General features: G+C 61.9%; 23 protein-coding genes. 13 read left to right on the top strand and 10 right to left on the bottom strand.

Annotated elements, in window-relative coordinates; all coding sequences use genetic code 11:
• Positions 1–91: 91 nt before the first annotated feature.
• Positions 92–1,063, top strand: a complete 972-nt coding sequence (locus VM99_16060) for an ErfK/YbiS/YcfS/YnhG family protein (GenBank protein ID AKJ99509.1) — start codon at positions 92–94, stop codon at positions 1,061–1,063.
• 126 nt (positions 1,064–1,189) lie between these two features.
• Here the strand turns inward: VM99_16060 and VM99_16055 are convergent, their stop codons facing one another.
• On the bottom strand, positions 1,190–1,441 hold the full coding sequence (locus tag VM99_16055) for a lipoprotein (protein ID AKJ99508.1): 252 nt from the start codon (positions 1,439–1,441) through the stop codon (positions 1,190–1,192).
• 635 nt (positions 1,442–2,076) lie between these two features.
• Here VM99_16055 and VM99_16050 point away from each other — a divergent pair.
• The gene (locus VM99_16050) at positions 2,077–2,358 is read left to right on the top strand and encodes an acetyltransferase (protein ID AKJ99507.1); all 282 of its coding nucleotides are present in this window, start codon (positions 2,077–2,079) and stop codon (positions 2,356–2,358) included.
• Between the two features lie 87 nt (positions 2,359–2,445).
• Here the strand turns inward: VM99_16050 and VM99_16045 are convergent, their stop codons facing one another.
• Complete coding sequence (locus VM99_16045; protein AKJ99506.1) at positions 2,446–3,522, bottom strand: phospho-2-dehydro-3-deoxyheptonate aldolase; 1,077 nt, start codon at positions 3,520–3,522, stop codon at positions 2,446–2,448.
• A gap of 222 nt (positions 3,523–3,744) precedes the next feature.
• On the opposite strand from VM99_16045, the gene VM99_16040 reads away from it, so the two are divergent.
• From VM99_16040 to cysB, 4 genes are all read left to right on the top strand, one after another.
• Positions 3,745–4,698: a 2-dehydropantoate 2-reductase gene (locus VM99_16040; protein ID AKJ99505.1), complete on the top strand. Its 954-nt coding sequence runs from the start codon at positions 3,745–3,747 to the stop codon at positions 4,696–4,698.
• Between the two features lie 18 nt (positions 4,699–4,716).
• A complete protein-coding gene (locus VM99_16035; protein ID AKK01773.1) occupies positions 4,717–5,622 on the top strand; it encodes a 5'-nucleotidase in 906 nt (301 codons plus the stop codon).
• Between the two features lie 96 nt (positions 5,623–5,718).
• Positions 5,719–6,219 carry a universal stress protein UspA gene (locus VM99_16030; GenBank protein AKJ99504.1) on the top strand — a complete coding sequence of 167 codons (501 nt, stop codon included), beginning with the start codon at positions 5,719–5,721 and terminating at the stop codon, positions 6,217–6,219.
• Positions 6,220–6,329: 110 nt separating this feature from the next.
• Positions 6,330–7,304 carry a CysB family transcriptional regulator gene (cysB, locus tag VM99_16025; protein ID AKJ99503.1) on the top strand — a complete coding sequence of 325 codons (975 nt, stop codon included), beginning with the start codon at positions 6,330–6,332 and terminating at the stop codon, positions 7,302–7,304.
• A 9-nt stretch (positions 7,305–7,313) separates the two neighbouring features.
• Here the strand turns inward: cysB and VM99_16020 are convergent, their stop codons facing one another.
• Together VM99_16020 and VM99_16015 are read right to left on the bottom strand one after the other, a co-directional pair.
• Complete coding sequence (locus VM99_16020) at positions 7,314–7,796, bottom strand: elongation factor GreAB (protein ID AKJ99502.1); 483 nt, start codon at positions 7,794–7,796, stop codon at positions 7,314–7,316.
• Between the two features lie 2 nt (positions 7,797–7,798).
• A complete protein-coding gene (locus tag VM99_16015) occupies positions 7,799–8,185 on the bottom strand; it encodes a hypothetical protein (protein ID AKJ99501.1) in 387 nt (128 codons plus the stop codon).
• 127 nt (positions 8,186–8,312) lie between these two features.
• Between VM99_16015 and VM99_16010 the strand changes: the two genes are divergently transcribed.
• Positions 8,313–9,446 (top strand): hypothetical protein, encoded by a 1,134-nt coding sequence (locus VM99_16010; GenBank protein ID AKJ99500.1) that lies wholly within the window; start codon positions 8,313–8,315, stop codon positions 9,444–9,446.
• Positions 9,447–9,494: 48 nt separating this feature from the next.
• Positions 9,495–10,064, top strand: coding sequence for an elongation factor P (locus tag VM99_16005; GenBank protein AKJ99499.1), 570 nt, complete (start codon positions 9,495–9,497; stop codon positions 10,062–10,064).
• A 120-nt stretch (positions 10,065–10,184) separates the two neighbouring features.
• Here VM99_16005 and VM99_16000 read toward each other — a convergent pair whose 3' ends face one another.
• The 3 genes from VM99_16000 to VM99_15990 form a co-directional block, all read right to left on the bottom strand.
• A complete protein-coding gene (locus tag VM99_16000; GenBank protein ID AKJ99498.1) occupies positions 10,185–11,198 on the bottom strand; it encodes an alpha/beta hydrolase in 1,014 nt (337 codons plus the stop codon).
• 36 nt (positions 11,199–11,234) lie between these two features.
• The gene (locus tag VM99_15995) at positions 11,235–11,654 is read right to left on the bottom strand and encodes an organic hydroperoxide resistance protein (protein ID AKJ99497.1); all 420 of its coding nucleotides are present in this window, start codon (positions 11,652–11,654) and stop codon (positions 11,235–11,237) included.
• Positions 11,655–12,000: 346 nt separating this feature from the next.
• Positions 12,001–12,462, bottom strand: a complete 462-nt coding sequence (locus VM99_15990; protein ID AKJ99496.1) for a MarR family transcriptional regulator — start codon at positions 12,460–12,462, stop codon at positions 12,001–12,003.
• 145 nt (positions 12,463–12,607) lie between these two features.
• Here VM99_15990 and VM99_15985 point away from each other — a divergent pair, with 145 nt between their 5' ends.
• Entirely contained in the window at positions 12,608–13,357 is a 750-nt protein-coding gene (locus VM99_15985) for a membrane protein (protein AKJ99495.1), read from the top strand.
• Here the strand turns inward: VM99_15985 and VM99_15980 are convergent.
• The gene (locus VM99_15980; GenBank protein AKJ99494.1) at positions 13,347–14,237 is read right to left on the bottom strand and encodes a LysR family transcriptional regulator; all 891 of its coding nucleotides are present in this window, start codon (positions 14,235–14,237) and stop codon (positions 13,347–13,349) included. The genes VM99_15985 and VM99_15980 overlap by 11 nt on opposite strands.
• A gap of 61 nt (positions 14,238–14,298) precedes the next feature.
• Between VM99_15980 and VM99_15975 the strand changes: the two genes are divergently transcribed.
• Both VM99_15975 and VM99_15970 read left to right on the top strand, forming a co-directional pair.
• The gene (locus tag VM99_15975) at positions 14,299–14,517 is read left to right on the top strand and encodes a hypothetical protein (protein ID AKJ99493.1); all 219 of its coding nucleotides are present in this window, start codon (positions 14,299–14,301) and stop codon (positions 14,515–14,517) included.
• A 64-nt stretch (positions 14,518–14,581) separates the two neighbouring features.
• A complete protein-coding gene (locus tag VM99_15970; GenBank protein ID AKJ99492.1) occupies positions 14,582–15,811 on the top strand; it encodes a cytoplasmic protein in 1,230 nt (409 codons plus the stop codon).
• 134 nt (positions 15,812–15,945) lie between these two features.
• Here the strand turns inward: VM99_15970 and VM99_15965 are convergent, their stop codons facing one another.
• Positions 15,946–17,292: a phospho-2-dehydro-3-deoxyheptonate aldolase gene (locus VM99_15965; GenBank protein ID AKJ99491.1), complete on the bottom strand. Its 1,347-nt coding sequence runs from the start codon at positions 17,290–17,292 to the stop codon at positions 15,946–15,948.
• Positions 17,293–17,420: 128 nt separating this feature from the next.
• Here VM99_15965 and VM99_15960 point away from each other — a divergent pair, with 128 nt between their 5' ends.
• A complete protein-coding gene (locus VM99_15960; GenBank protein ID AKJ99490.1) occupies positions 17,421–18,176 on the top strand; it encodes a spermidine synthase in 756 nt (251 codons plus the stop codon).
• Between the two features lie 327 nt (positions 18,177–18,503).
• The gene (locus VM99_15955) at positions 18,504–20,177 is read left to right on the top strand and encodes an RNA helicase (GenBank protein ID AKJ99489.1); all 1,674 of its coding nucleotides are present in this window, start codon (positions 18,504–18,506) and stop codon (positions 20,175–20,177) included.
• Between the two features lie 178 nt (positions 20,178–20,355).
• Here the strand turns inward: VM99_15955 and VM99_15950 are convergent, their stop codons facing one another.
• Positions 20,356–21,123 carry an aromatic ring-opening dioxygenase LigB gene (locus VM99_15950; GenBank protein AKJ99488.1) on the bottom strand — a complete coding sequence of 256 codons (768 nt, stop codon included), beginning with the start codon at positions 21,121–21,123 and terminating at the stop codon, positions 20,356–20,358.
• Positions 21,124–21,170 lie beyond the last annotated feature (47 nt).

Below are 21,170 nucleotides of genomic sequence, written 5' to 3'. Positions count from 1 at the left end.
ACGCCTTGATGCCGCCCTCCCCGAAGTAACAGGCTGCGGTGTACAATCGGCGCTTTCATACCCTCTGTTCGATCTGCGAAGGATTTCCCGGATGTTGCCGCGCTTGCCTGCCGTCGCCCGCTGCCTGTCTCTAGCCGCCCTGTGTATGGCCGGCCCCGTTGCAGCACTGGAGCTGCCTTTGCCACCGCCGGGTGAAGACATCATCGGCCAGGTGCAAGTCATCAAGGCCAAGTACGAAGACACCTTCGCCGACCTGGGCACCACCTATGACCTGGGCTACACCGAGATGGTCGCGGCCAACCCGGGCGTCGACCCCTGGTTGCCGGGCGCGGGCACCGAGATCGTGCTGCCGACCCGCTTCATCCTGCCGCCGGGGCCGCGCGAGGGGATCGTGATCAACCTGGCCGAGTACCGCCTCTACTACTTCCCCAAGGGCCGGAACGTGGTCTACACCTTCCCGCTGGGGATCGGCCGTGAAGGCTGGGGCTCGCCGATCGCCCACACCAGCATCATTGCCAAGACGCCTAACCCGACATGGACCCCGCCAGCCTCGATCAAGGCCGAGCACGCCGCCGATGGCGACCCGCTGCCGAATGTGGTGCCGGCCGGCCCGGATAACCCGCTGGGGCCTTTCAAGTTCACCCTGGGCACCCCGGGCTACCTGATCCATGGTTCGAACAAGAAATTCGGCATCGGCATGCGTACCAGCCACGGTTGCTTCCGGATGTTCAACAACAACGTCCTGGAAATGGCCGGCATGGTGCCGGTGGGCACGTCGGTGCGGATCATCAACGACCCCTACAAACTGGGCTTGAGCGGCGGCAAGGTTTACCTCGAAGCCCACACGCCGCTGGATGACAACGGCAACCCGTCGGTGGTGGACAAGCACACGGCGGTGATCAACGCGATGCTCAAGCGCGAAGACATCACCAGCAACCTGCGCATGAACTGGGATGTGGTGCGGGACGTGGTGGCGGCCGAAGATGGCCTGCCGGTGGAGATCGCCGTGCCGAGCACGTCGGCCCCGATGGTCTCGAGTGCACCGATCGACCTGCAGCAGTAATAACGCTCCAAGGCAACCCGCCGACGTCTCGCGAGGTCGGCGGGTTTTTTATTACCCGAAAAAAACACCGGGCAATAAAAAGCCGACCCATGAATGGGTCGGCTCGATAACAATCCCGAAGGACTATTACTTGCGGCTAGCTTTGTCCAGCATGCGCAGAGCACGCTCGTTAGCTTCGTCAGCAGTCTGTTGTGCTTTTTGAGCAGCAGCCAGAGCTTCATCAGCTTTACGGTAAGCTTCGTCTGCACGAGCTTGGGCGCGAGCAGCTGCGTCTTCGGTAGCAGTCAGACGTGCTTCGGTTTCTTTCGATGCGCTGCTGCAACCGGTAGCCAGAACTGCGGCCAGGGCCAAAGCAGAGAATTTCAGAACGTTGTTCATCGTGTTCCCCTTCAAGGACTTTCTATTAGTGACTGTCTCCCCAGACTGGGGAGTTAGCCGGCGTACATACTACCCATTACTTGTAGTAAGTAAACTGACGTAACGCAAGAAGCAAAAAAATTGTAGGCGGTGATTCTTTTTCGAGCAACTTTTCTGTGCGCTGTTGAACAAGCACCAGCGCCAAGCCCCAGACTGGAGTGTCTAGATGAAGAAAAGTTCCGCGCCGGGATCAACTCCCCAAAGGCCCGCTAACGTCGTTGTTGATTGATTCGCCTAGACTTTTGTACATTTTTTGCGCAATCTCCCAGGCATCTTTATTGGGTCTTGGCGGTGACTTTAACTACCGGCGCTCGTCTCAAGACTCAACAACTGGCGATGTTCAGCTATTGCACCGCGACACCGACTTCAGCACGGCGATGGCGCCCGGTCGATAAAACCGACGAGGTTACCCCTTCGATGACAGGTGTGTCTTGAGCATTTGCGTCATTGGTGCCTACTATTCACGACGTGCTCGGGTTTGAGCGGATCGGTTTTGGCGCTCGGTGACCAGGAAGGCACGGGGTGGCGTAGATGTTCCTTCGCCGGAAAAACATCGGTAAGGTAGGGGTCAGCATTCAGACCCGCGAGGAGTAGTGATGAGCGAGGCGTTGTCCATCCACCATGACCAGGCTGGTCATCAATTCGAGACCACCGTGGACGGTCATCGTGCCTATCTGACCTATATGGACCTGGGCAAGCAGACCCTGGACATCTATCGCACCTTCGTGCCCAACGCCCTGCGCGGCCGGGGCATTGCGGCGGCGCTGACCGAAAAGGCGCTGCAGTACGCCGAAGAGATGGGCTACACGGTGATCCCGTCCTGCTCCTACGTGGAGCGCTACATGGAGCGTCACCAGCGGCACGCGGCGAAGCTTTGACCGAAGACGGATTCCCCAATGAAAAATGCCGGGCTTTTCAGCCCGGCATTTTTTTGCCTCGATCTTCCTGATAGGGAAGACGCTCGATCAGCCGCGCTGACGCTTGGGCAGCACGTCCTTGAGTTTGGCGTGCATGCTGCGCAGGGTGTTTTCGGTCGCGCTCCAGTCGATGCAGGCATCGGTGATGGAGACGCCGTACTGCAAGTCGGCGAGGTCTTTCGGGATCGCCTGGCAACCCCAGTTCAGATGGCTTTCGACCATCAGGCCGATGATCGACTGGTTGCCTTCCAGGATCTGGTTGGCCACGTTCTCCATCACCAGCGGTTGCAAGGCGGGGTCCTTGTTGGAGTTGGCGTGGCTGCAGTCGACCATGATGTTCGGCTTGATCTTCGCCTTGTTCAGCGCCTGTTCACACAGCGCGACACTGACCGAGTCGTAGTTCGGCTTGCCGTTACCACCGCGCAGCACGACGTGACCGTAGGCGTTGCCCTTGGTGGTGACGATCGACACGCCGCCTTCCTGGTTGATGCCCAGGAAGCGGTGAGGGCTGGAAACCGATTGCAAGGCGTTGATGGCCACGGTGAGGCCACCGTCGGTGCCGTTCTTGAAGCCCACCGCCGAGGACAGGCCGGACGCCATCTCGCGGTGAGTCTGGGATTCGGTGGTGCGCGCACCGATGGCCGACCAACTGATCAGGTCCTGCAGGTATTGCGGCGAGATCGGGTCCAGCGCTTCGGTGGCGGTGGGCAGACCCATTTCAGCCAGGTCCAGCAACAACTGACGACCGATGTGCAGGCCGTCCTGGATCTTGAACGAGTCGTCCAGGTACGGGTCGTTGATCAGGCCTTTCCAGCCGACGGTGGTACGCGGCTTCTCGAAATACACCCGCATCACCAGGTACAGGGTGTCGGACACTTCCGCCGCCAGGACCTTCAGGCGCTCGGCGTATTCGTGGGCGGCCTTGATGTCATGGATCGAGCAGGGCCCGATGACCACGAACAGGCGATGGTCGCTGCCGTCGAGGATATTGCGGATGACTTCCCGGCCCTTGGTCACGGTGCGCAGGGCAGCGTCGCTCAGGGGGATATCGCGCTTGAGCTGGTCAGGCGTGATGAGGGTCTCGTTGGAGGCGACGTTAAGGTCATTGATCGGTAAATCAGCCATCGTGTTACTCGTCAGGTCACGGGTGCCGGCCGCCAGCGATCCCCGCGCGGCGGTGCACAGCGGATTTAAGCGCGTCGGGGAGCCGAACCTTATCGCGTTACGAGGGGGCTCGACAATGGGCAGGGGCCGGTTTGAAGGGGATTTATCCCCGGTGGGATAAGTCCCCGGGTCCCGGGGGGCTGTGCAATGATGTGCAGGGCCGTTTACCAGAGGAGCGCAAAGATGCAGGCAGGTGTTAAACCGCGGATCGGCATGATCGGCACCGGGGCCATTGGCGGGTTCTATGGCGTGATGTTGGCGCGTGCCGGTTTTGACGTGCACTTCTTGTTACGCAGTGAGTTCAATGCGGTGGCCGAAGGCGGGTTGCAGGTCGACAGTGCGGTTCATGGCGCACTGGCCCTCAACCCGGTCCAGGCCTACCGCTCGGCGGCCGAGATGCCGCCCTGCGACTGGTTGCTGGTGGGCGCCAAAACCACCAGCAACGCCGAGTTGGCCCCGGTCATCCGCCAGGCGGCTGCGCCCGGGGCAAAGGTCCTGCTATTGCAGAACGGCCTGGATGTCGAGGAGGCGCTGCGCCCCTTGCTGCCCGACTCGCTGCACCTGTTGGGCGGGCTCTGCCTGATCTGTGTTCATCGGGCCGGTCCCGGTGTCATCACCCACCAGGCGCTGGGCGCGGTCAACATCGGTTACCACATCGGTCCGTGCGGCGATCAGGCTGAACGCATGCTGATTGTCGAAGAGGCTGCGACGCTGTTTCGCCATGCCGGCATCGATGCCCAGGCCATGGCCGACCTGCAACAGGCCCGTTGGCAGAAATTGGTGTGGAACGTGCCCTACAACGGTCTCTCGGTGTTGCTGGGGGCCAGCACCACGCCGTTGATGGCCGATGCCGCCAGTCGCGAGCTGATCCAGGCGTTGATGCGCGAAGTGGTGCAGGGGGCCCAGGCCTGCGGTCATCACATCGCACCGGGCTACGCCGACTACCTGTTCGCGATGACCGAGAAGATGCCCGACTATTGGCCGAGCATGCACCACGATCATCTGCATAAACGCGCGCTGGAACTGGAGGCAATCTACGCCCGGCCGTTGGCGGCGGCGAAAGCGGCGGGGTGTGCGCTGCCGAAAATCGAAGCCTTGTACCAGGCGTTGGCGTTCATGGATCGGCATAACCGCTGAGCGCGGATGGGGGGCGACATGGCAAACAATATTGACGACAAGCTGGTGCTGGCGATTTCATCGCGGGCGTTGTTCGACCTCAGCGAAAGCCACAAGGTGTACCTGTCCAGTGGCGTCGAGGCCTACCGGCAATACCAGATCGAGCACGAAGATGAAGTCCTGGCGCGGGGAGACGCGTTCGCCCTGGTGGAGAAACTGCTGAGCCTCAATGCGCACCTGGGGCGTGCCCGGGTCGAAGTGGTGCTGGTCTCGCGCAACAGTGCCGACACCGGTCTTCGGGTGTTCAACTCGATTGGTCACTATGGCCTGGCGATCTCGCGTGCCGCGTTCGTCGGCGGCCGGAGTCCTTATCCCTACCTGAAGGCGTTCGGCTGCGACCTGTTCTTGTCCACCCATGCCGAAGACGTGCGCAGTGCCCTTGATGCCGGGTTCGCCGCGGCGACCATTCTCTCCGGCGGTGCCAGCCGCGCCGCCAGCGAGGAATTGCGCATCGCGTTCGACGGCGACGCGGTACTGTTCTCCGATGAGTCGGAGCGCGTTTATCAGGCTGGTGGTCTCGAAGCGTTCCAGGCCAGCGAACGGCAGGCGGCCCGTGAGCCCTTGCGAGGCGGACCGTTCAAGGGCTTCCTGGCCGCGCTCAATGCCCTGCAACGCGAGTTTCCCGAGGACGCTTGCCCGATTCGCACGGCGCTGGTGACGGCCCGTTCGGCACCGGCTCACGAGCGGGTCATCCGAACCTTGCGTGAATGGGATATTCGCCTGGACGAGTCGCTGTTCCTTGGCGGCCTGACCAAGTCGGCATTCCTTGAAGCCTTCGCCGCCGACGTGTTTTTCGACGACCAGACCGGCCACTGCGAATTGGCCCGTGAGGTGGTCGCCACGGGGCATGTCCCCCACGGCATCAGTAACGAGGTGAAGCCCTGACGACCGGTTGTTCAGGACGCTAAGCCGCACGTCGTGCTGGCGAAGGCGCTGCTAAGCTCAATCCATCTCCGCCATTCTGGCACGCGAGGAGGTCACATGATTCGTTCGATGCTGTACGCCACAGACCTGGGGCTCTACGCCCCTTATGTGATGCAGCATGCCTTGGCGTTGGCACGGACGTTTAAAGCCGAGTTGTATGTGGTGCATGCGGTAGAGCCGATGGGGTTGTTCGCCGAATCGGTGTTGCAAAGCTATCTCGACGAGCAGGCGCTGAACGAATTTCATCGCCAAGGTCTGAATACGGTGATGGCCAACATTGAGCAACGGGTGCTCGACAGTTTTCGCGAGGAGTTGGGCGAAGGGCAGCAGGACTTGCAACTGATCAAGTCGGTCAGGGTTTTCCAGGGGGATCCTTCCCAGGTCATCCTCGAGCAGGCTGCGAAGCTCTCGGTCGATTTGCTGATCGTCGGCAGTCATTGCCAGGGGGCCAATGGAGAAAGCCCCCTGGGCAGGACTGCCGCCCGGGTATTGCAGTTGTCCCGGGTGCCGGTCTACCTCGTGCCGCTGGTGCAGCGTCGACGCCAGGGAGAGGCTTGAGGCTAAATGATGGCTTTTTATAAAAAGTTCTAGATTTATTGCCAAAACCTTTCATATAGTTATATACCGTCGCTGATGCCCGTGGCGTCCAACTGCTTTGAGGGATACATATGAAGCTTCAACAACTGCGCTACATCTGGGAAGTGGCGCACCACGACCTCAACGTTTCCGCTACTGCCCAGAGCCTGTACACGTCACAACCCGGCATCAGCAAACAGATCCGCCTGTTGGAAGACGAACTGGGCGTCGAAGTCTTCGCCCGCAGCGGCAAGCACCTGACCCGCGTAACCCCGGCGGGCGAGCGCATCATCACCACGGCCGGCGAGATCCTGCGCAAGGTCGAAAGCATCAAGCAGATCGCCCAGGAGTTCTCCAACGAGAAAAAAGGCACCCTGTCGATCGCCACCACCCACACCCAGGCCCGTTATGCACTGCCGCCGGTGATCAGCAACTTCATCAAGCAATACCCGGACGTGGCGCTGCACATGCACCAGGGCTCGCCGATGCAGATCGCCGAAATGGCCGCCGACGGCACCGTGGATTTCGCTATCGCCACCGAAGCCCTGGAACTGTTCGGCGACTTGGTGATGATGCCGTGCTACCGCTGGAACCGTTGTGTGGTCGTGCCCCAGGGCCATCCCCTGACCAAGTTGCCGAAGCTGACCCTCGAAGCCCTGGCCGAGTACCCGATCGTGACCTACGTCTTCGGTTTCACCGGTCGTTCGAAGCTCGACGAAGCCTTCAGCCATCGCGGCCTGACCCCCAAGGTGGTGTTCACCGCCGCCGATGCCGACGTGATCAAGACCTACGTGCGCCTCGGCCTGGGCGTGGGCATCGTGGCCAAGATGGCGGTCGACACCAAGCTCGACAATGACCTGGTGGTGCTGGATGCCAGCGAGTTGTTCGAGTCCAGCGTGACCAAGATCGGTTTCCGTCGCGGTACTTTCCTGCGTGGCTTCATGTGCGATTTCATCGAGAAGTTCGCACCGCACCTGACCCGTGAAGTCATGGCCAAGGCCATCCAGTGCCACAACAAGCAGGAACTCGAAGAGCTGTTCGACGGCGTCGAACTGCCCGTGCATTAAGCCAGCTTTCTAGATCGCCTCGGTGACAGCGAACTGTTGCCGGGCGCCCGCCACGACAATCTCCACTTCATCCCCTTCGAACTTGCCCAGAAGGCCCCGGCCCAGCGGCGAGCGAGGGGTGATGACCGTGATCGGCTGGCCCACCAGCGAGACCTTCAACCCCGCCGCGTCCGGCCCCAGGAACAGCCACTGCTGGCGGCCGTCTTCATCTTCCAGCCCGATCAACGTACCGACCTCGATCCCGCGCTGCTCGCTGTAGGGCCTGGGCGAAAGGTTCTGGCAACGGGTGAGGGCCTGGCGGATTTCCTCCACGCGCCTGGCCTGGCCGGCGGCGAGGTAGGCGGCCTCAAGGCCGAGGGTGTCGTATTTGTTCTCGGCGATGTTTTCTTCGTGGGTCGCGGTTTCATACGCGGTCAGGGCCGCGCGTTCGGCGATGTCGAGATCGATCCTGAGCTTGTCCAGGATCAGTTGGTGGACGGTCTGTTTGTTCATGCTCATTCGCAGAATTGCAGCACGTTGGCGCGGCTTTTTTCGCTGGGCGCGTTCTGGTCCTGTTGCAACCAGAACTGGCACTTGGGGTTGGACAGGTTGCGGGGGTTGTTGCGGACCTGGTCCAGCGCTTGCCGCTGCTCGTTGCGTTGCAGGTTCTGCTGGTATTGCTCGAACATTGGCGTGGGCGGTGGCGGGGCCGGTTGCGCCGCCGGTGGTTGTGCCAGTTGATGCACGGCAGCGGCGACCGGCGCCAGGGTTTCACCCAGGAACAATCGCGACATGAGCCAGCCCGTCAGGACAATGGCAAGGAACCCCAGCCACAGGCCAAGGGCAATACTGACGGTCAGTTTCAAGGCTGAAAGACGTGGGGCGGGCGGGTAATCAGACATGGCTGCTTCCTGGCAGGGGCATGGGCATGGGCAGGGAGTGATTGTCGCATGAAGATTAATCGCCGTCGGCTCTTCTGCATGCCTGGTTTATTCGGGACAATCAGGCCTTTGCCACAGGGAGTCGGGAATGACCGTGCGCTGGGATATTTTTTGCACCGTCGTCGATAACTTTGGCGACATTGGCGTCACGTGGCGCCTGGCTCGGCAACTGGTGGCCGAGCATCGATGCGTGGTGCGGCTGTGGGTCGACGACCTGCGGGCGTTCGAGCGGCTGTGCCCGGAGGTCGACACCACGTTGTCCGAGCAATGGCAGCAGGGTGTGGAGGTGCGCCACTGGCCGCAGCAATGGCCGACCACCGAAGCCGCCGACGTGGTGATTGCCGCGTTCGCTTGCCAACTGCCAAGTGCCTACATGGACGCAATGGCCGAGCGCCCGACACCGCCGTTGTGGATGAACCTCGACTACCTGAGTGCCGAAGACTGGGTAATCGGTTGCCACGGCTTGCCGTCGGTCAAGTACCACCACGTGCAGAAGTATTTCTTTTTCCCGGGCTTTGCGCAGGGCACCGGAGGCTTGCTGCGCGAAGCGGGCCTGCTGGAGCGCCGTCGGCAATTTCAGCTGGATGCCCAGGCGCAGACGCTTTTCCTACAGGGGCTGGGCGTCGATCGGTCGCCCGATGCGTGCCTGATCTCGCTGTTTGCCTATGAAAACAGCGGGCTCGCCAGTTGGTTCGACGCCATGGCCGCCGATACCCAGGCGTTTCACGTGCTGGTGCCCGAAGGGCGGGTGCTGGGGGATGTCCAGCGCTGGCTCGGGGTCGATGGCCTGGCCGTGGGTGCGGTGCATCGACGCGGCGCCCTGACGGTGCAGGTGCTGCCGTTCATCCGCCAGGACGAATACGATCAACTGCTGTGGTGCTGCGATTTCAACGCCGTGCGTGGCGAAGACTCCTTCGTCCGTGCCCAATGGGCCGGCCGGCCACTGCTCTGGCATATCTACCAGCAGGAAGAAGACGTTCACCTGGAAAAACTCGAGGCGTTCCTCAGGCTGTACACCCAGGGTCTTTCGGAGGCGGCGCAAAATGCGATCAGCGGTCTTTGGCGGGCCTGGAATGCCGGCCAGGACATGGCCGAACACTGGCGATCGACCCGCCAACAGCAGCAGGAACTGGCCGAACATGCCCAGGCGTGGTGTCTGGAACAGGCCTCGCGACCCGATCTTGCCGCGGCGCTGGTGAAGTTTTATGGAAATTGGATATGATACGCGGCCTAGATTTTTGTAAATCCCATCCAAATTCGGATATTCGCAATGAAAACTGGTAAAGAACTCAAACCCGGTACCGTGATTCGTATCGACAACGATCCTTGGCTGGTTCAGAAAGCTGAATTCACCAAGTCGGGTCGTAACAGCGCGATCATGAAGACCAAGCTGAAGAACCTGCTGACCGGTTACAAGACCGAAACCGTTTACGGTGCGGACGACAAACTGGACGACGTGATCCTCGACCGCAAGGAAGCGACCCTGTCCTTCATCAGCGGCGACACCTACACGTTCATGGACACCACTGATTACACCATGTACGAGCTGAACGCCGAAGACATCGAAAGCGTTCTGCCATTCGTGGAAGAAGGCATGACCGACGTCTGCGAAGCCGTGTTCTTCGAAGAGCGCCTGGTGTCCGTAGAGCTGCCGACCACCATCGTGCGTCAGGTTGACTACACCGAAGGTTCCGCTCGCGGCGACACTTCCGGCAAGGTCATGAAGCCTGCCAAACTGAAGAACGGTACCGAACTGTCGGTGGCCGACTTCATCGAAATCGGTGACATGATCGAGATCGATACCCGCGAAGGCGGTTCCTACAAAGGCCGCGCTAAATAAGCGAAGCCTTTGCATGAAAAAGCCCGACCATCGAGTCGGGCTTTTTTATTTCAGGACTAGGCACCCAATCGCCTGTGGCGAGGGAGCTTGCTCCCTCGCCACAAAAGTTTCGGCGTGCAATCACTTCAAGTGCTGCTTGAGCTCTTGCGACACTTGCAACATCGCCGAGCGCACCGCTGGCACTTGGCTAACCACGTTGAGCAAACCGTAGTCGTGGATCATTCCGTTGTAGCGCACGGCCGTGACCGGCACTCCGGCGGCGTCCAGTTTGCGCGCATAGGCTTCACCTTCATCACGCAAGACATCGGCCTCGGCGGTCTGGACCAGCGCTGGCGGCAGGCCCTTGAGCTGCGCGGTACTGGCCCGCAACGGCGAGGCATAGATCTCGCTGCGTTGCCCGGCGTCGGTGGTGTAGTTGTCCCAGAACCATTTCATCATGTTCTTGCTGAGGAAATGCCCTTCGGCGAACTGGTTGTAGGACGCGGTCTCGAAGTTGGCGTCGGTCACGGGCCACAACAGCGCCTGGAAGCGGATCGCCGGGGTGCCCTTGTCCTTGGCCATCAGGGCCACGACGGCCGCCATGTTGCCACCCACGCTGTTGCCGACCACCGCCAGGCGCTTGCCGTCGACATTGATCTGCTTGCCGTGTTCGGCCACCCATTTCGTCGCGGCGTAGGCCTGGTTGATCGCCACCGGGTAATGCGCCTCAGGTGAAGGCGTGTAGTTGACGAACACCGCGACAGCACCCGAACCCGCCACCAGGTCCCGAACCAATCGCTCGTGGGTCGGGAAATCGCCCAGCACCCAGCCGCCGCCGTGGAAGAACATGAACACGGGCAACTCACCCTTGACCCCGGCCGGACGGACGATGGTCAGGCTGATCGACTGGCCATCGGCCTGGATGGTCTTCTCACTGACATCGGCCTTGGGCAAGGTCAGCTTGACCCCGGCCTGGGCGCCCACCAGCACGGCGCGAGCGTCCTTGGGCGACAGTTGTTCCAGTGGCTTGCCGGTGCCGGCGTTCAGCGCATCGAGAAATGCCTGGGTGTTGTGTTCCACGATGCCGTTGGCGAAAGCGCTGCTGACGCTGAGGGCGAGGAGGGTACCGGTCAAGGCTTTGCTGAGCGTGTTCATGTGAGCGTCCTTAGGTTCGAATTCGGGAACGGTGGGTTAAACCGTGACGTGCAGGCGCACATCGACGTTGCCACGGGTGGCGTTGGAGTACGGGCAGACCTGGTGGGCTGCGTCGACCAGCGCCTGGGCATCGGCTTGATCAAGGCCCGGCAGGCTGATGTGCAGGTCGATGTCCAGGCCGAAACCGCCGGGGATCTGGCCGATGCCGACGTGGGCGGTGATCGAGGCGTCGTCCGGGATCTTGCGCTTGCCCTGGCTGGCGACGAATTTCAGCGCGCCGATGAAGCAGGCCGAGTAACCGGCGGCAAACAGTTGTTCAGGGTTGGTTGCTGCACCGCCGGCACCGCCGAGTTCCTTGGGGGTGGCGAGTTTGACGTCGAGGATGTTGTCGCTGGAGATCGCACGGCCATCACGGCCGCCGGTGGAGGTTGCGATGGCGGTATAGAGTGTTTGCATGGTGAAATCCTCATTTCTGGTTGATGTTTTGCGCTAAATGTTTGCGCGCTAAGTAGGTGTGAAGAGAATGTATAGCGCTAATGTTTTGCGCGCAATATAAATTTTCAAGAAAGTTTTGGCGAAAGGCCTTTCATCAGGCTGAAACTATTGAGTTAGAGCTGTTTGAAGGAGGTGAGTTTTTTTTGGTGAGGGAGGGTTTTGGTGGAAGGGCTGGCGCTTTCGCGAGCAGGGGGGCGGCTGGACGTACGCCTATCCAAGATCCAGGGTGGGAGCGAGCCAGCTCGCGAAACGGTGTGTCAGCTATCGAAGTGCTGAATCGGCTCGCTCCACCGGGACGTTCTGATGGCTACAGGGTGTCTTGCAGATGGCTGCGCAATGCCTGGAGCTCGAGTTGCAGTTTTTTCAACTGCTCCATGGTCTGGCCGCTGGCGGCGAGGATGCATTGGGGGATGCCGAGGGCTTTTTCGCGCAGGGCACGGCCTTGCTCGGTGAGTTCGACGATCACCACGCGTTCATCTTCGCGGCTGCGGGTGCGGCTCAACAGGCCTTCGGCTTCCAGGCGCTTGAGCAATGGGGTGAGGGAGCCGGGATCGGTGAGCAGGCGGGTGCTGATTTCACCGACAGTCAGGCCATCTTTTTCCCACAGCACCATCATTGCCAGGTATTGCGGATACGTCAGGCCCAGTGCCTGGAGCAACGGCTTGTAGACCTTGGTCATCATCAAGGAGGTGGAATGCAGGGCGAAGCAGACCTGGTTGTCGAGCAACAGGGCTTCGCAAGCTTCGGGGGTGTCGCGCTGGGTGGTCATGGCAGAACCTTCAAACAGAGATGAGCTGAATCTAGCGGGCGAATCTTTAATGCGCCAGATAATTCTGACGATCTGATCAGATGTTGCGTTCCCTCGCTGGCGGCGACTGCGTAGGATAAGCGCCTTGGTGAAAGGGGAGTCGTCTGTGATCGAGTTTGTGGTGTTTCTGTTGTTCGGTGCCGCGCTGGGCACCCTGGGGGGATTGTTTGGCATCGGTGGCGGGCTGATTGCAATTCCGGTGCTGGGCGTATGGTTCGGGCTTGACCAGCAACTGGCCCAAGGCACGGCGCTGGTCATGGTGGTGCCCAATGTCATGCTCGCGCTATGGCGTTATCACCAGCGCAATCGTATCGAACTGCGCCATGTCCTGCCGTTGGCGTCCATGGGCTTCTGTTTTGCCTGGCTCGGATCGATCTGGGCCGTCGGTATCGATGCCCAGAGCATGCGGATCGGTTTCGTGGCGTTCCTGGTGGCGCTGACGCTCTACAACCTTGCCCGCATGTTCACCGCGACGGCACCGCCTTCGGCGCAGATGCGTCATGGCTGGCCATGGCTCGGTGTATTGGGGGCGGCGTCCGGTGCCATGGGCGGGTTGTTCGGTGTGGGCGGGGCGGTCGTTGCAACGCCGATCCTAACCAGCCTGTTCGGCACTACCCAGGTCGTTGCCCAAGGGTTGTCCCTGGCGCTGGCCTTGCCCAGCACTGGCGTGACCCTCGCCACGTATGCCTTCCATCACGAGGTGGACTGGAGCATCGGCCTGCCGCTGGCCGTCGGTGGCCTGTTGAGCATCAGCTGGGGCGTGAAGGTGGCCCATGCCTTGCCCGAGCGGCTGCTGCGCGGGCTGTTCTGCGGTTTCCTGGTGCTGTGCGCGGTGCTGCTCGCCCTTAAAGTTTGAAGCCCTCGACAATGTGCTCGGCCAGGCACTCGGTGATCGGCGACGGATTGTGCAGGTTGCGGATCAGCATGATGCTGGCCTCGGGCAATTCCGGCAGGTCTTCGGCCTCGCCCAGCACGCGCATGTCCGGGGTCAGCAGGCTTTCCAGCTGGGCGGTGATGGCCAGGCCCGCGCCCACCACTGCCATGAGCGCCGACAGGCTCGAACTGTTGTACGCCACGCGATACTCGCGGCCCATGGCATCCAGCGCGTTGCAGGCCCACTGCCGGCAGAAGCAATCGCTGTTGAACATCGCCAGTGGCAACGGCGTCTGTTCGTGAACGTTGAAGCACGCGGCTTCGGCCCAGACAAAACGTTCCTTGCGCAGCAGCTGGCCGATTTCGTCCCCCGGTTTGCGGGTGACGATGGACAGGTCCAGGTCCTGGCGAAGCAACAATTGCTTGGACGACTCGCAGTGCACCTCGATCTCTATCAGGGGATAGAACTGGGCAAAGCGCTGCAGGATCCCCGGCAGGAACCGCATCACGTAGTCGTCCGGCGTGCCGATGCGCACCGTGCCGACCATGTGCGGTTCGCGCAGGGTATTGAACACCTCGCTGTGCAGCTTGAGGATCCGCCGGGCGTAGCCGAGCAGCACCTGGCCTTCGGCGGTGAGCTTGACCTGGCGCCCGTCACGCTCGAACAGCCGCCGCTGCAGCACATCCTCTTCCAACCGCTTCATCTGCATGCTGACGGCCGATTGGGTGCGATTGACCAATTCGCCGGCGCGGGTGAAACCGCCCTGGTCGGCGATGGCGACGAAGGTGCGCAGCACTTCCGTATCGATGCTCGGGTAACTCGACAATTGATCAATCTCCGAGATGTATTGCATAAAAAACATTCGTTGGATTGATCTTAGCGTTGGCGCGAGACTTGAGCCATCCCCAACGGAGGACATCACGATGAAAGGTCAAAAAGGATATCTACTGGTAGACAAACTCTCCCATGGCTTCTCGCTCAGCGCGCTGATGCACAAGTTTAGCCGCTGGTACGAATTGCACCACGAACGTGAACTGCTGGCCGGCATGAGCGACGAGGCACTCAAGGACATTGGCGTCAGCCGTGCCGACGTGGAACGGGAAGTGGTCCGGCCGTTCTGGGATGACCCGATGCACAAATGAGCCATCCTTTCCTACACAAACCCCTTATTGGTGAGGTAGGTTGCGAGCAGACAAGGAGATCTCCATGCCCGCGACGCTGTCCTTTACCCTCAAACAGGCCCGGCGTCTGGCGTTGGCCGCCCAAGGATTCGATGGGCGGTCGCCGCCAGCTTCGGTGCAACCCTCGCGCCTCAATCGCCTGATCGAACGCCTCGGCGTCCTGCAGATCGACTCGGTCAATGCGCTGGTGCGCTCGCACTACCTCCCGCTGTTCTCCCGTCTCGGTACCTACAACCCCGATTTACTCGACCAGGCGGCCTGGAGCCAGGGCCGACGCCGGACGCTGTTCGAATATTGGGGTCATGAAGCGTCGTTGTTGCCGATGGCGTTGTATCCGCTGATGCGTTGGCGCATGCAGCGTGCCGCCCGTGGCGAGGGGATCTACCAGCAGTTGGCGCGTTTCGGGCAGGAGCGCCAGGACGTGATTCGTCGGGTGCTGGCGTCGGTCCGGGCGCAGGGCGCCGTGGGCGCGGGCAGCTTGTCCACGCGCCAGGAAAAGGCCGGGCCCTGGTGGGACTGGAGCGAGGAGAAGCATGCCCTGGAATGGTTGTTCGCCGCAGGCGAAGTGACGGTGGCGGGGCGGCGAGGCTTCGAGCGGCTCTACGATTTGCCGGAACGGGTGTTGCCCGCCGAAATCCTGCAACAGGCGCCGCCGGACGAGGCCCAGGCTCAACGGGCGTTGCTGATGCGCGCCGCCGACGCCCTGGGGGTGGGTACGGAAAAGGACCTGCGCGACTACTTTCGCCTTGAACCGGCGGACTGCCGTGGGCGCCTGGCCGAGCTGGAGGAGGCCGGCGAATTAGTGCGCTGCCAGGTGCAGGGCTGGAAGCAAGTGGCCTGGTGTCGACCCTCGGCGAAAATCCCTCGCAAAGTGGCGGCCAGCGCCTTGTTGTCACCTTTCGATTCCCTGGTGTGGGAGCGCAGCCGTACCGAGCGGCTGTTCGATTTTCGTTACCGGCTGGAGATCTACACCCCGGTGCACAAGCGGGTGTATGGCTACTACGTCTTGCCGTTCCTGCACAACGAACGCATTGCGGCGCGGGTCGACCTGCGGGCAGAGCGGGCCTTAGGCCGACTAGCGGTGCATGCGGTGCACGAGGAGGCACCGGGGTTGGACGAGGAGGGTGTGCAGGCCCTGGCGCTGAACCTGCGTCGCATGGCCCGGTGGCTGGGGTTGGAGCGGGTCCAGCTCAACTGCCAGCGAGTGAGTGGGGTTCGGTTGGCTCTGGCATTGGCTCAGTCAAGTGGTGACTGAACGGGCCAGTTCGCGAGCAAGCCCGCTCCCACAAAGGATCTGTTGAGTTCACAAAATCAGTGACCGACTCGTTCCAATGGGAGAGCGGGCTTGCTCGCGAAAGCCATAGGCCAGGCATTACAAACCTGTCAGGTTCAGCGCCTGACCTGCTTCAACGTCTCGGCAATCAGGAACGCCAGCTCCAACGACTGATCGGCATTCATCCGTGGGTCGCAATGGGTGTGGTAGCGGTCCGACAGCCCATCTTCGGTGATCGGTCGTGCGCCGCCGATGCATTCGGTGACGTTCTGCCCGGTCATCTCGATGTGGATGCCGCCGGCATAGGTGCCTTCCGCCTCGTGGGCCTGGAAGAACTGTTTCACTTCGCCAAGGATCTGCGCGAAGTCCCGGGTCTTGTAGCCACTGCTGGCCTTGATGGTGTTGCCGTGCATGGGGTCGGAGCTCCACAGCACTTGCCTGCCTTCGCGCTGCACGGCACGCAACAGCGGCGGCAGGTGATCGCCGACCTTGTTGGCGCCCATCCGGGCGATCAGGTTCAGGCGGCCCGGGTCGTTGTCCGGGTTGAGCGCATCAATCAGGCGGATCAGGTCGTCAGGGTCCATGCTCGGCCCCACCTTGACCCCGATCGGGTTGTTCACCCCGCGCAGGAACTCGACGTGGGCGCCGTCCAACTGGCGGGTCCGGTCGCCGATCCAGAGCATGTGCGCCGAGCAGTCGTAGTAGTCGTTGGTCAGGCTGTCGCGGCGCACGAAGGCTTCTTCGTAATTGAGCAGCAGCGCCTCGTGAGCGGTAAAGAAGCTGGTTTCGCGCAGTTGTGGCGAGCTGTCCATGCCGCAGGCGCGCATGAAGGCCAGGGTCTCGTCGATGCGGTCGGCCAGATGACTGTATTTTTCCGCCAGGGCCGAGTTGGCGATGAAGTCCAGGTTCCATTGGTGCACCTGGTGCAGGTCGGCGAAACCGCCCTGGGCGAAGGCGCGGAGCAGGTTCAGGGTGGCCGTGGACTGGTGGTAGGACTGCAGCAGTCGCTCCGGGTCCGGTACGCGGCTTTTTTCGTCGAAGCCGATGCCGTTGACGATATCGCCCCGGTACGCTGGCAGCGTGACACCGTCGATGGTTTCATCGTTGGCCGAACGCGGCTTGGCGAACTGTCCGGCCATGCGCCCGACCTTGACCACCGGGCAGCCGGCGGCAAAGGTCATGACGATCGCCATTTGCAGCAGGACCTTGAAGGTGTCGCGGATCTTCGCCGCCGAGAACTCGGCAAAGCTCTCGGCGCAATCGCCACCTTGCAGCAAAAACGCCCGGCCCTGGGTCACCTCGGCGAACTGACGGCGCAACTCCCGCGCTTCACCGGCAAACACCAGCGGTGGATAACTGGCCAGGGTCTGCTCCACCCGCGACAGGTGCGCGGCGTCGGGGTAACGGGGTTGTTGCTGGATCGGCAGGGCGCGCCAGCTGTCAGGGCTCCAGGGTTGGCTCATCATGATCTCTAAGGTGGTTTACGCTCGGACAGCCATGTTAGCAGCAAATTAGTGCGTGACCTGTTTGCGTGGCTTCGCGGACAATCACGGCTTTTGCGCCGCCGGTGCGGCAACCATCAGGAGATGAAATGACAGAGGAACGCGTCGAGCATCTGCTCGCCGAGGTGCACGACGAGTTCGGCATGATCCGGGTCTTCGAAGTGGCCGATTACCGGTTTCTGGAGTTCGGCGATGCCATCGAGCAAAGCTGCGTGTTCACGGCCGACCCCAGTTGGCTCGAATACGATTACACCCGCGCCATGCTGATCGGGGCGTTGTGCCATGAGCAACCGGACAGTGCCTTGTTCCTCGGGCTGGGGGCCGGGACGCTGACCCAGGCCTGCCTCAAGTTCCTGCCGCTGGAGGACGTCGAGGCCATCGAACTGCGTCCCGACGTGCCCCGCCTGGCGATTGAATACCTGGGCCTGGATGACGATCCGCGCCTGTACATCCGCATCGGCGACGCCCTGGAGCTATTGGAGACCGCCGAGCCGGCGGACCTGATTTTCGTCGACCTCTACACCGACGTCGGCCCTGGCGTCGGGCACCTGGCCTGGGGCTTCCTGGAAAACTGCCAGAAACGCCTCAACCCGGGCGGCTGGCTGGTGATCAACCAATGGGCCACCGACGATGGCAAGCCCTTGGGCGCGGCGCTGTTGCGCGGCTTGTACCACCGGCATTACTGGGAACTGCCAGTGAAGGAGGGCAACGTGATCCTGATCGTCCCGGCGGACCTGGACCAGGCACTGGACATGCAAGGCCTGGTGGCCCGCGCCGAAGCGCTCTCGCCACAGCTGGGTTATTCCTTGCTGCCGCTGATCAAGGCGATTCGGCCGGCGACTTGAAACGTGGCGGCTCCTGTGGCGAGGGGATAAATCTCCTTGCCACATTACTGAGGTGAAGCGTTTCAGCTGGATTAAAAAAAGCTCCCTTTTCGGGCGAATTCCGGTATAGTGCGCGCCGGCCTTTAGCCGGGCCGCGTCAAGGTAGCGCAATTTCGAAGGCAACTTCGGTTGCATGTCCGCACAACGGACACACCCACGACGTTCTTTTTCATTCATTCGTTTTCGCAAATCCCCGCCGACAAAGCTGCCAGGGCGACTCTTGAGTCTCAACACGGCATGCGCAACTTTGGAGCATGGGTCTTTGCGGATGCACTTAGAGGCAGACCCATGACCCAGGAAATCGGCGGCTTCGCCGCTCTTGAACTTCATCCCAATATTGTCGCTGCAGTAGTCGCTACCGGCTATGAAGAGCCTTCGGCCATTCAGCAGCAGTCGATCCCGATCATCCTCGCCGGTCACGATATGATTGGCCAGGCGCAAACCGGTACGGGTAAGACCGCCGCGTTCGCCCTGCCGATCCTGCACCGCATTGATCCGTCCAAGCGCGAGCCGCAAGCTCTGATCCTGGCCCCAACTCGTGAGTTGGCGCTGCAAGTTGCAACCGCTTTCGAAACCTACGCCAAGCAAATGCCAGGCGTGACTGTCGTGGCTGTCTACGGCGGCGCGCCGATGGGCCCACAACTGAAAGCAATCCGTAATGGCGCACAAATCGTTGTCGCCACCCCTGGCCGTCTGTGCGACCACCTGCGTCGTGACGAGAAAGTCCTCGCCACCGTGAACCACCTGGTTCTCGACGAAGCGGACGAAATGCTCAAGCTGGGCTTCATGGACGACCTGGAAGTCATCTTCAAGGCCATGCCGGAAACCCGTCAGACCGTCCTGTTCTCGGCCACCTTGCCGCAGTCGATCCGTGCGATCGCCGAGCGTCACTTGAAAGACCCGAAACACGTCAAGATCCAGAGCAAGACCCAGACCGTCACCGCGATCGAGCAGGCTCACCTGCTGGTTCATGCTGACCAGAAGACCTCTGCCGTGCTGAGCCTGCTGGAAGTCGAGGATTTCGACGCCCTGATCATGTTCGTTCGCACCAAGCAAGCGACCCTGGACCTGGCCAGCGCCCTGGAAGCCAAAGGCTACAAGGCTGCCGCGCTGAACGGTGACATTGCCCAGAACCAGCGTGAGCGCGTCATCGACTCCCTCAAGGATGGCCGCCTGGACATCGTCGTGGCGACCGACGTGGCTGCCCGTGGCCTGGACGTTCCGCGCATCACCCACGTGTTCAACGTAGACATGCCGTACGATCCGGAATCCTACGTCCACCGTATCGGCCGTACCGGCCGTGCCGGTCGCGAAGGTCGTGCACTGCTGCTGGTCACCCCGCGTGAGCGCCGCATGCTGCAAGTGATCGAGCGTGTGACCGGCCAGAAAGTGGCCGAGGTTCGCCTGCCGGACGCCCAGGCCGTGCTCGATGCTCGCATCAAGAAACTGACCAACAGCCTGTCGCCGCTGGTGGCCGATGCCGAATCGACCCATGGTGATCTGCTCGACCGCCTGACTGCCGACATCGGTTGCACTCCGCGTGCCCTGGCTGCTGCCCTGCTGCGCAAGGCCACCAATGGTCAGGCGCTGAACCTGGCGGCCATCGAGAAGGAACGTCCACTGGTGCCGAACAGCGCACCGCGTGGCGACCGCCCTGAGCGCAGTGGCGATCGTCCGGACCGTGGTGACCGTGAGCGTCGCGCACCGATCCCGCTGGCCGAAGGCCGCGCTCGCTGCCGTACCGCCTTGGGTGCCCGTGACGGCATCGCGGCCAAGAACCTGCTGGGTGCCATCCTCAACGAAGGTGGCCTGGCGCGTGAGGCCATCGGTCGCATCCAGGTGCGTGACAGCTTCAGCCTGGTTGAACTGCCGGAAGATGGCCTGGAAAAACTGCTGACCAAGCTCAAGGACACCCGCGTGGCCGGCAAGCAACTCAAGCTGCGTCGCTACCGCGAAGATTGATCGGCCCCTGGGCTGATTGAGCGAAAAAATCCCCGACTGGTTCGGGGATTTTTTTTGCCTGTTGCGGGGTGACGGCGCTCAAGGGCGTTGAGGCCTTCGCGAGCCGCTCGCCCCCACCGCCGACACATACCCCTGTGGGAGCGAGCTTGCTCGCGAAGGGGGCGAGTCGGTCTACCGGTCAGTCAAACCGGTAGATGTCCATTCCCAGCGTCCCCATCTCGAACCCTTGGTGGGCAACGCTGAACACGCCTCCCGCCCCCCGGGCGAAATACAACGGCAGCAGGTGTTCATCGCTGGGGTGGCTGCGCACGGCATGGGGCGCCTGGCGGCGGTAGTCATGCAGCGCGGGCTCGTCGTCGGCTGCCAGTTTCTCGACCATCCAGTCGCGAAAGGCCTGGGCCCAGGGTTCGACGCTTTCAGGGCCAGCATTCCAGTCCAGGTCGCGCAGGTTATGGGTGATGCTGCCGGAGCCGATCAGCAGCACACCTTGCTGGCGCAGGCTCGCCAACGCCCGGCCGACCCGGGTCTGCAACGCGGGACCCTGGCGGCTGGGCAGAGACACCTGCACCACTGGGATGTCGGCCTCGGGGTACATCAAGGACAACGGCACCCAGACGCCATGGTCGGCGGGCCGCTGGGTATCGAGGCGTGCCGGTAGGTGCGCGGCGTTGAGCAGCTCTGCGACCTGGGCCGCCAACGCCGGGTCGCCTGCTGCCGGGTATTGCACTTGGTACAGCGCCGGAGGGAAGCCACCGAAGTCATGCCAGGTGCGAGGCTGCGGGTTCGCGTTGACCAACAGTTCGTCGCTCTCCCAATGGGCGGACACCAGGACGATGGCCTTGGGCCGGGGCAATTGTGCGGCGAGGCGAGCCAATGCCGGGCCGCTGGCGCCAGGCTCCAGCGCGAGCATCGGTGAGCCATGGGAGATAAACAGGCTGGGCAGCATGAGCGGGCTCCTGAGCGTTAAGATGCCGTCATCTTCCGTCAGGACTA

It is taken from the genome of Pseudomonas chlororaphis (assembly GCA_001023535.1).
Taxonomy (GTDB): Bacteria; Pseudomonadota; Gammaproteobacteria; order Pseudomonadales; family Pseudomonadaceae; genus Aquipseudomonas; species Aquipseudomonas chlororaphis_E.
This window is presented reverse-complemented; position numbering and strand designations above follow the sequence as displayed.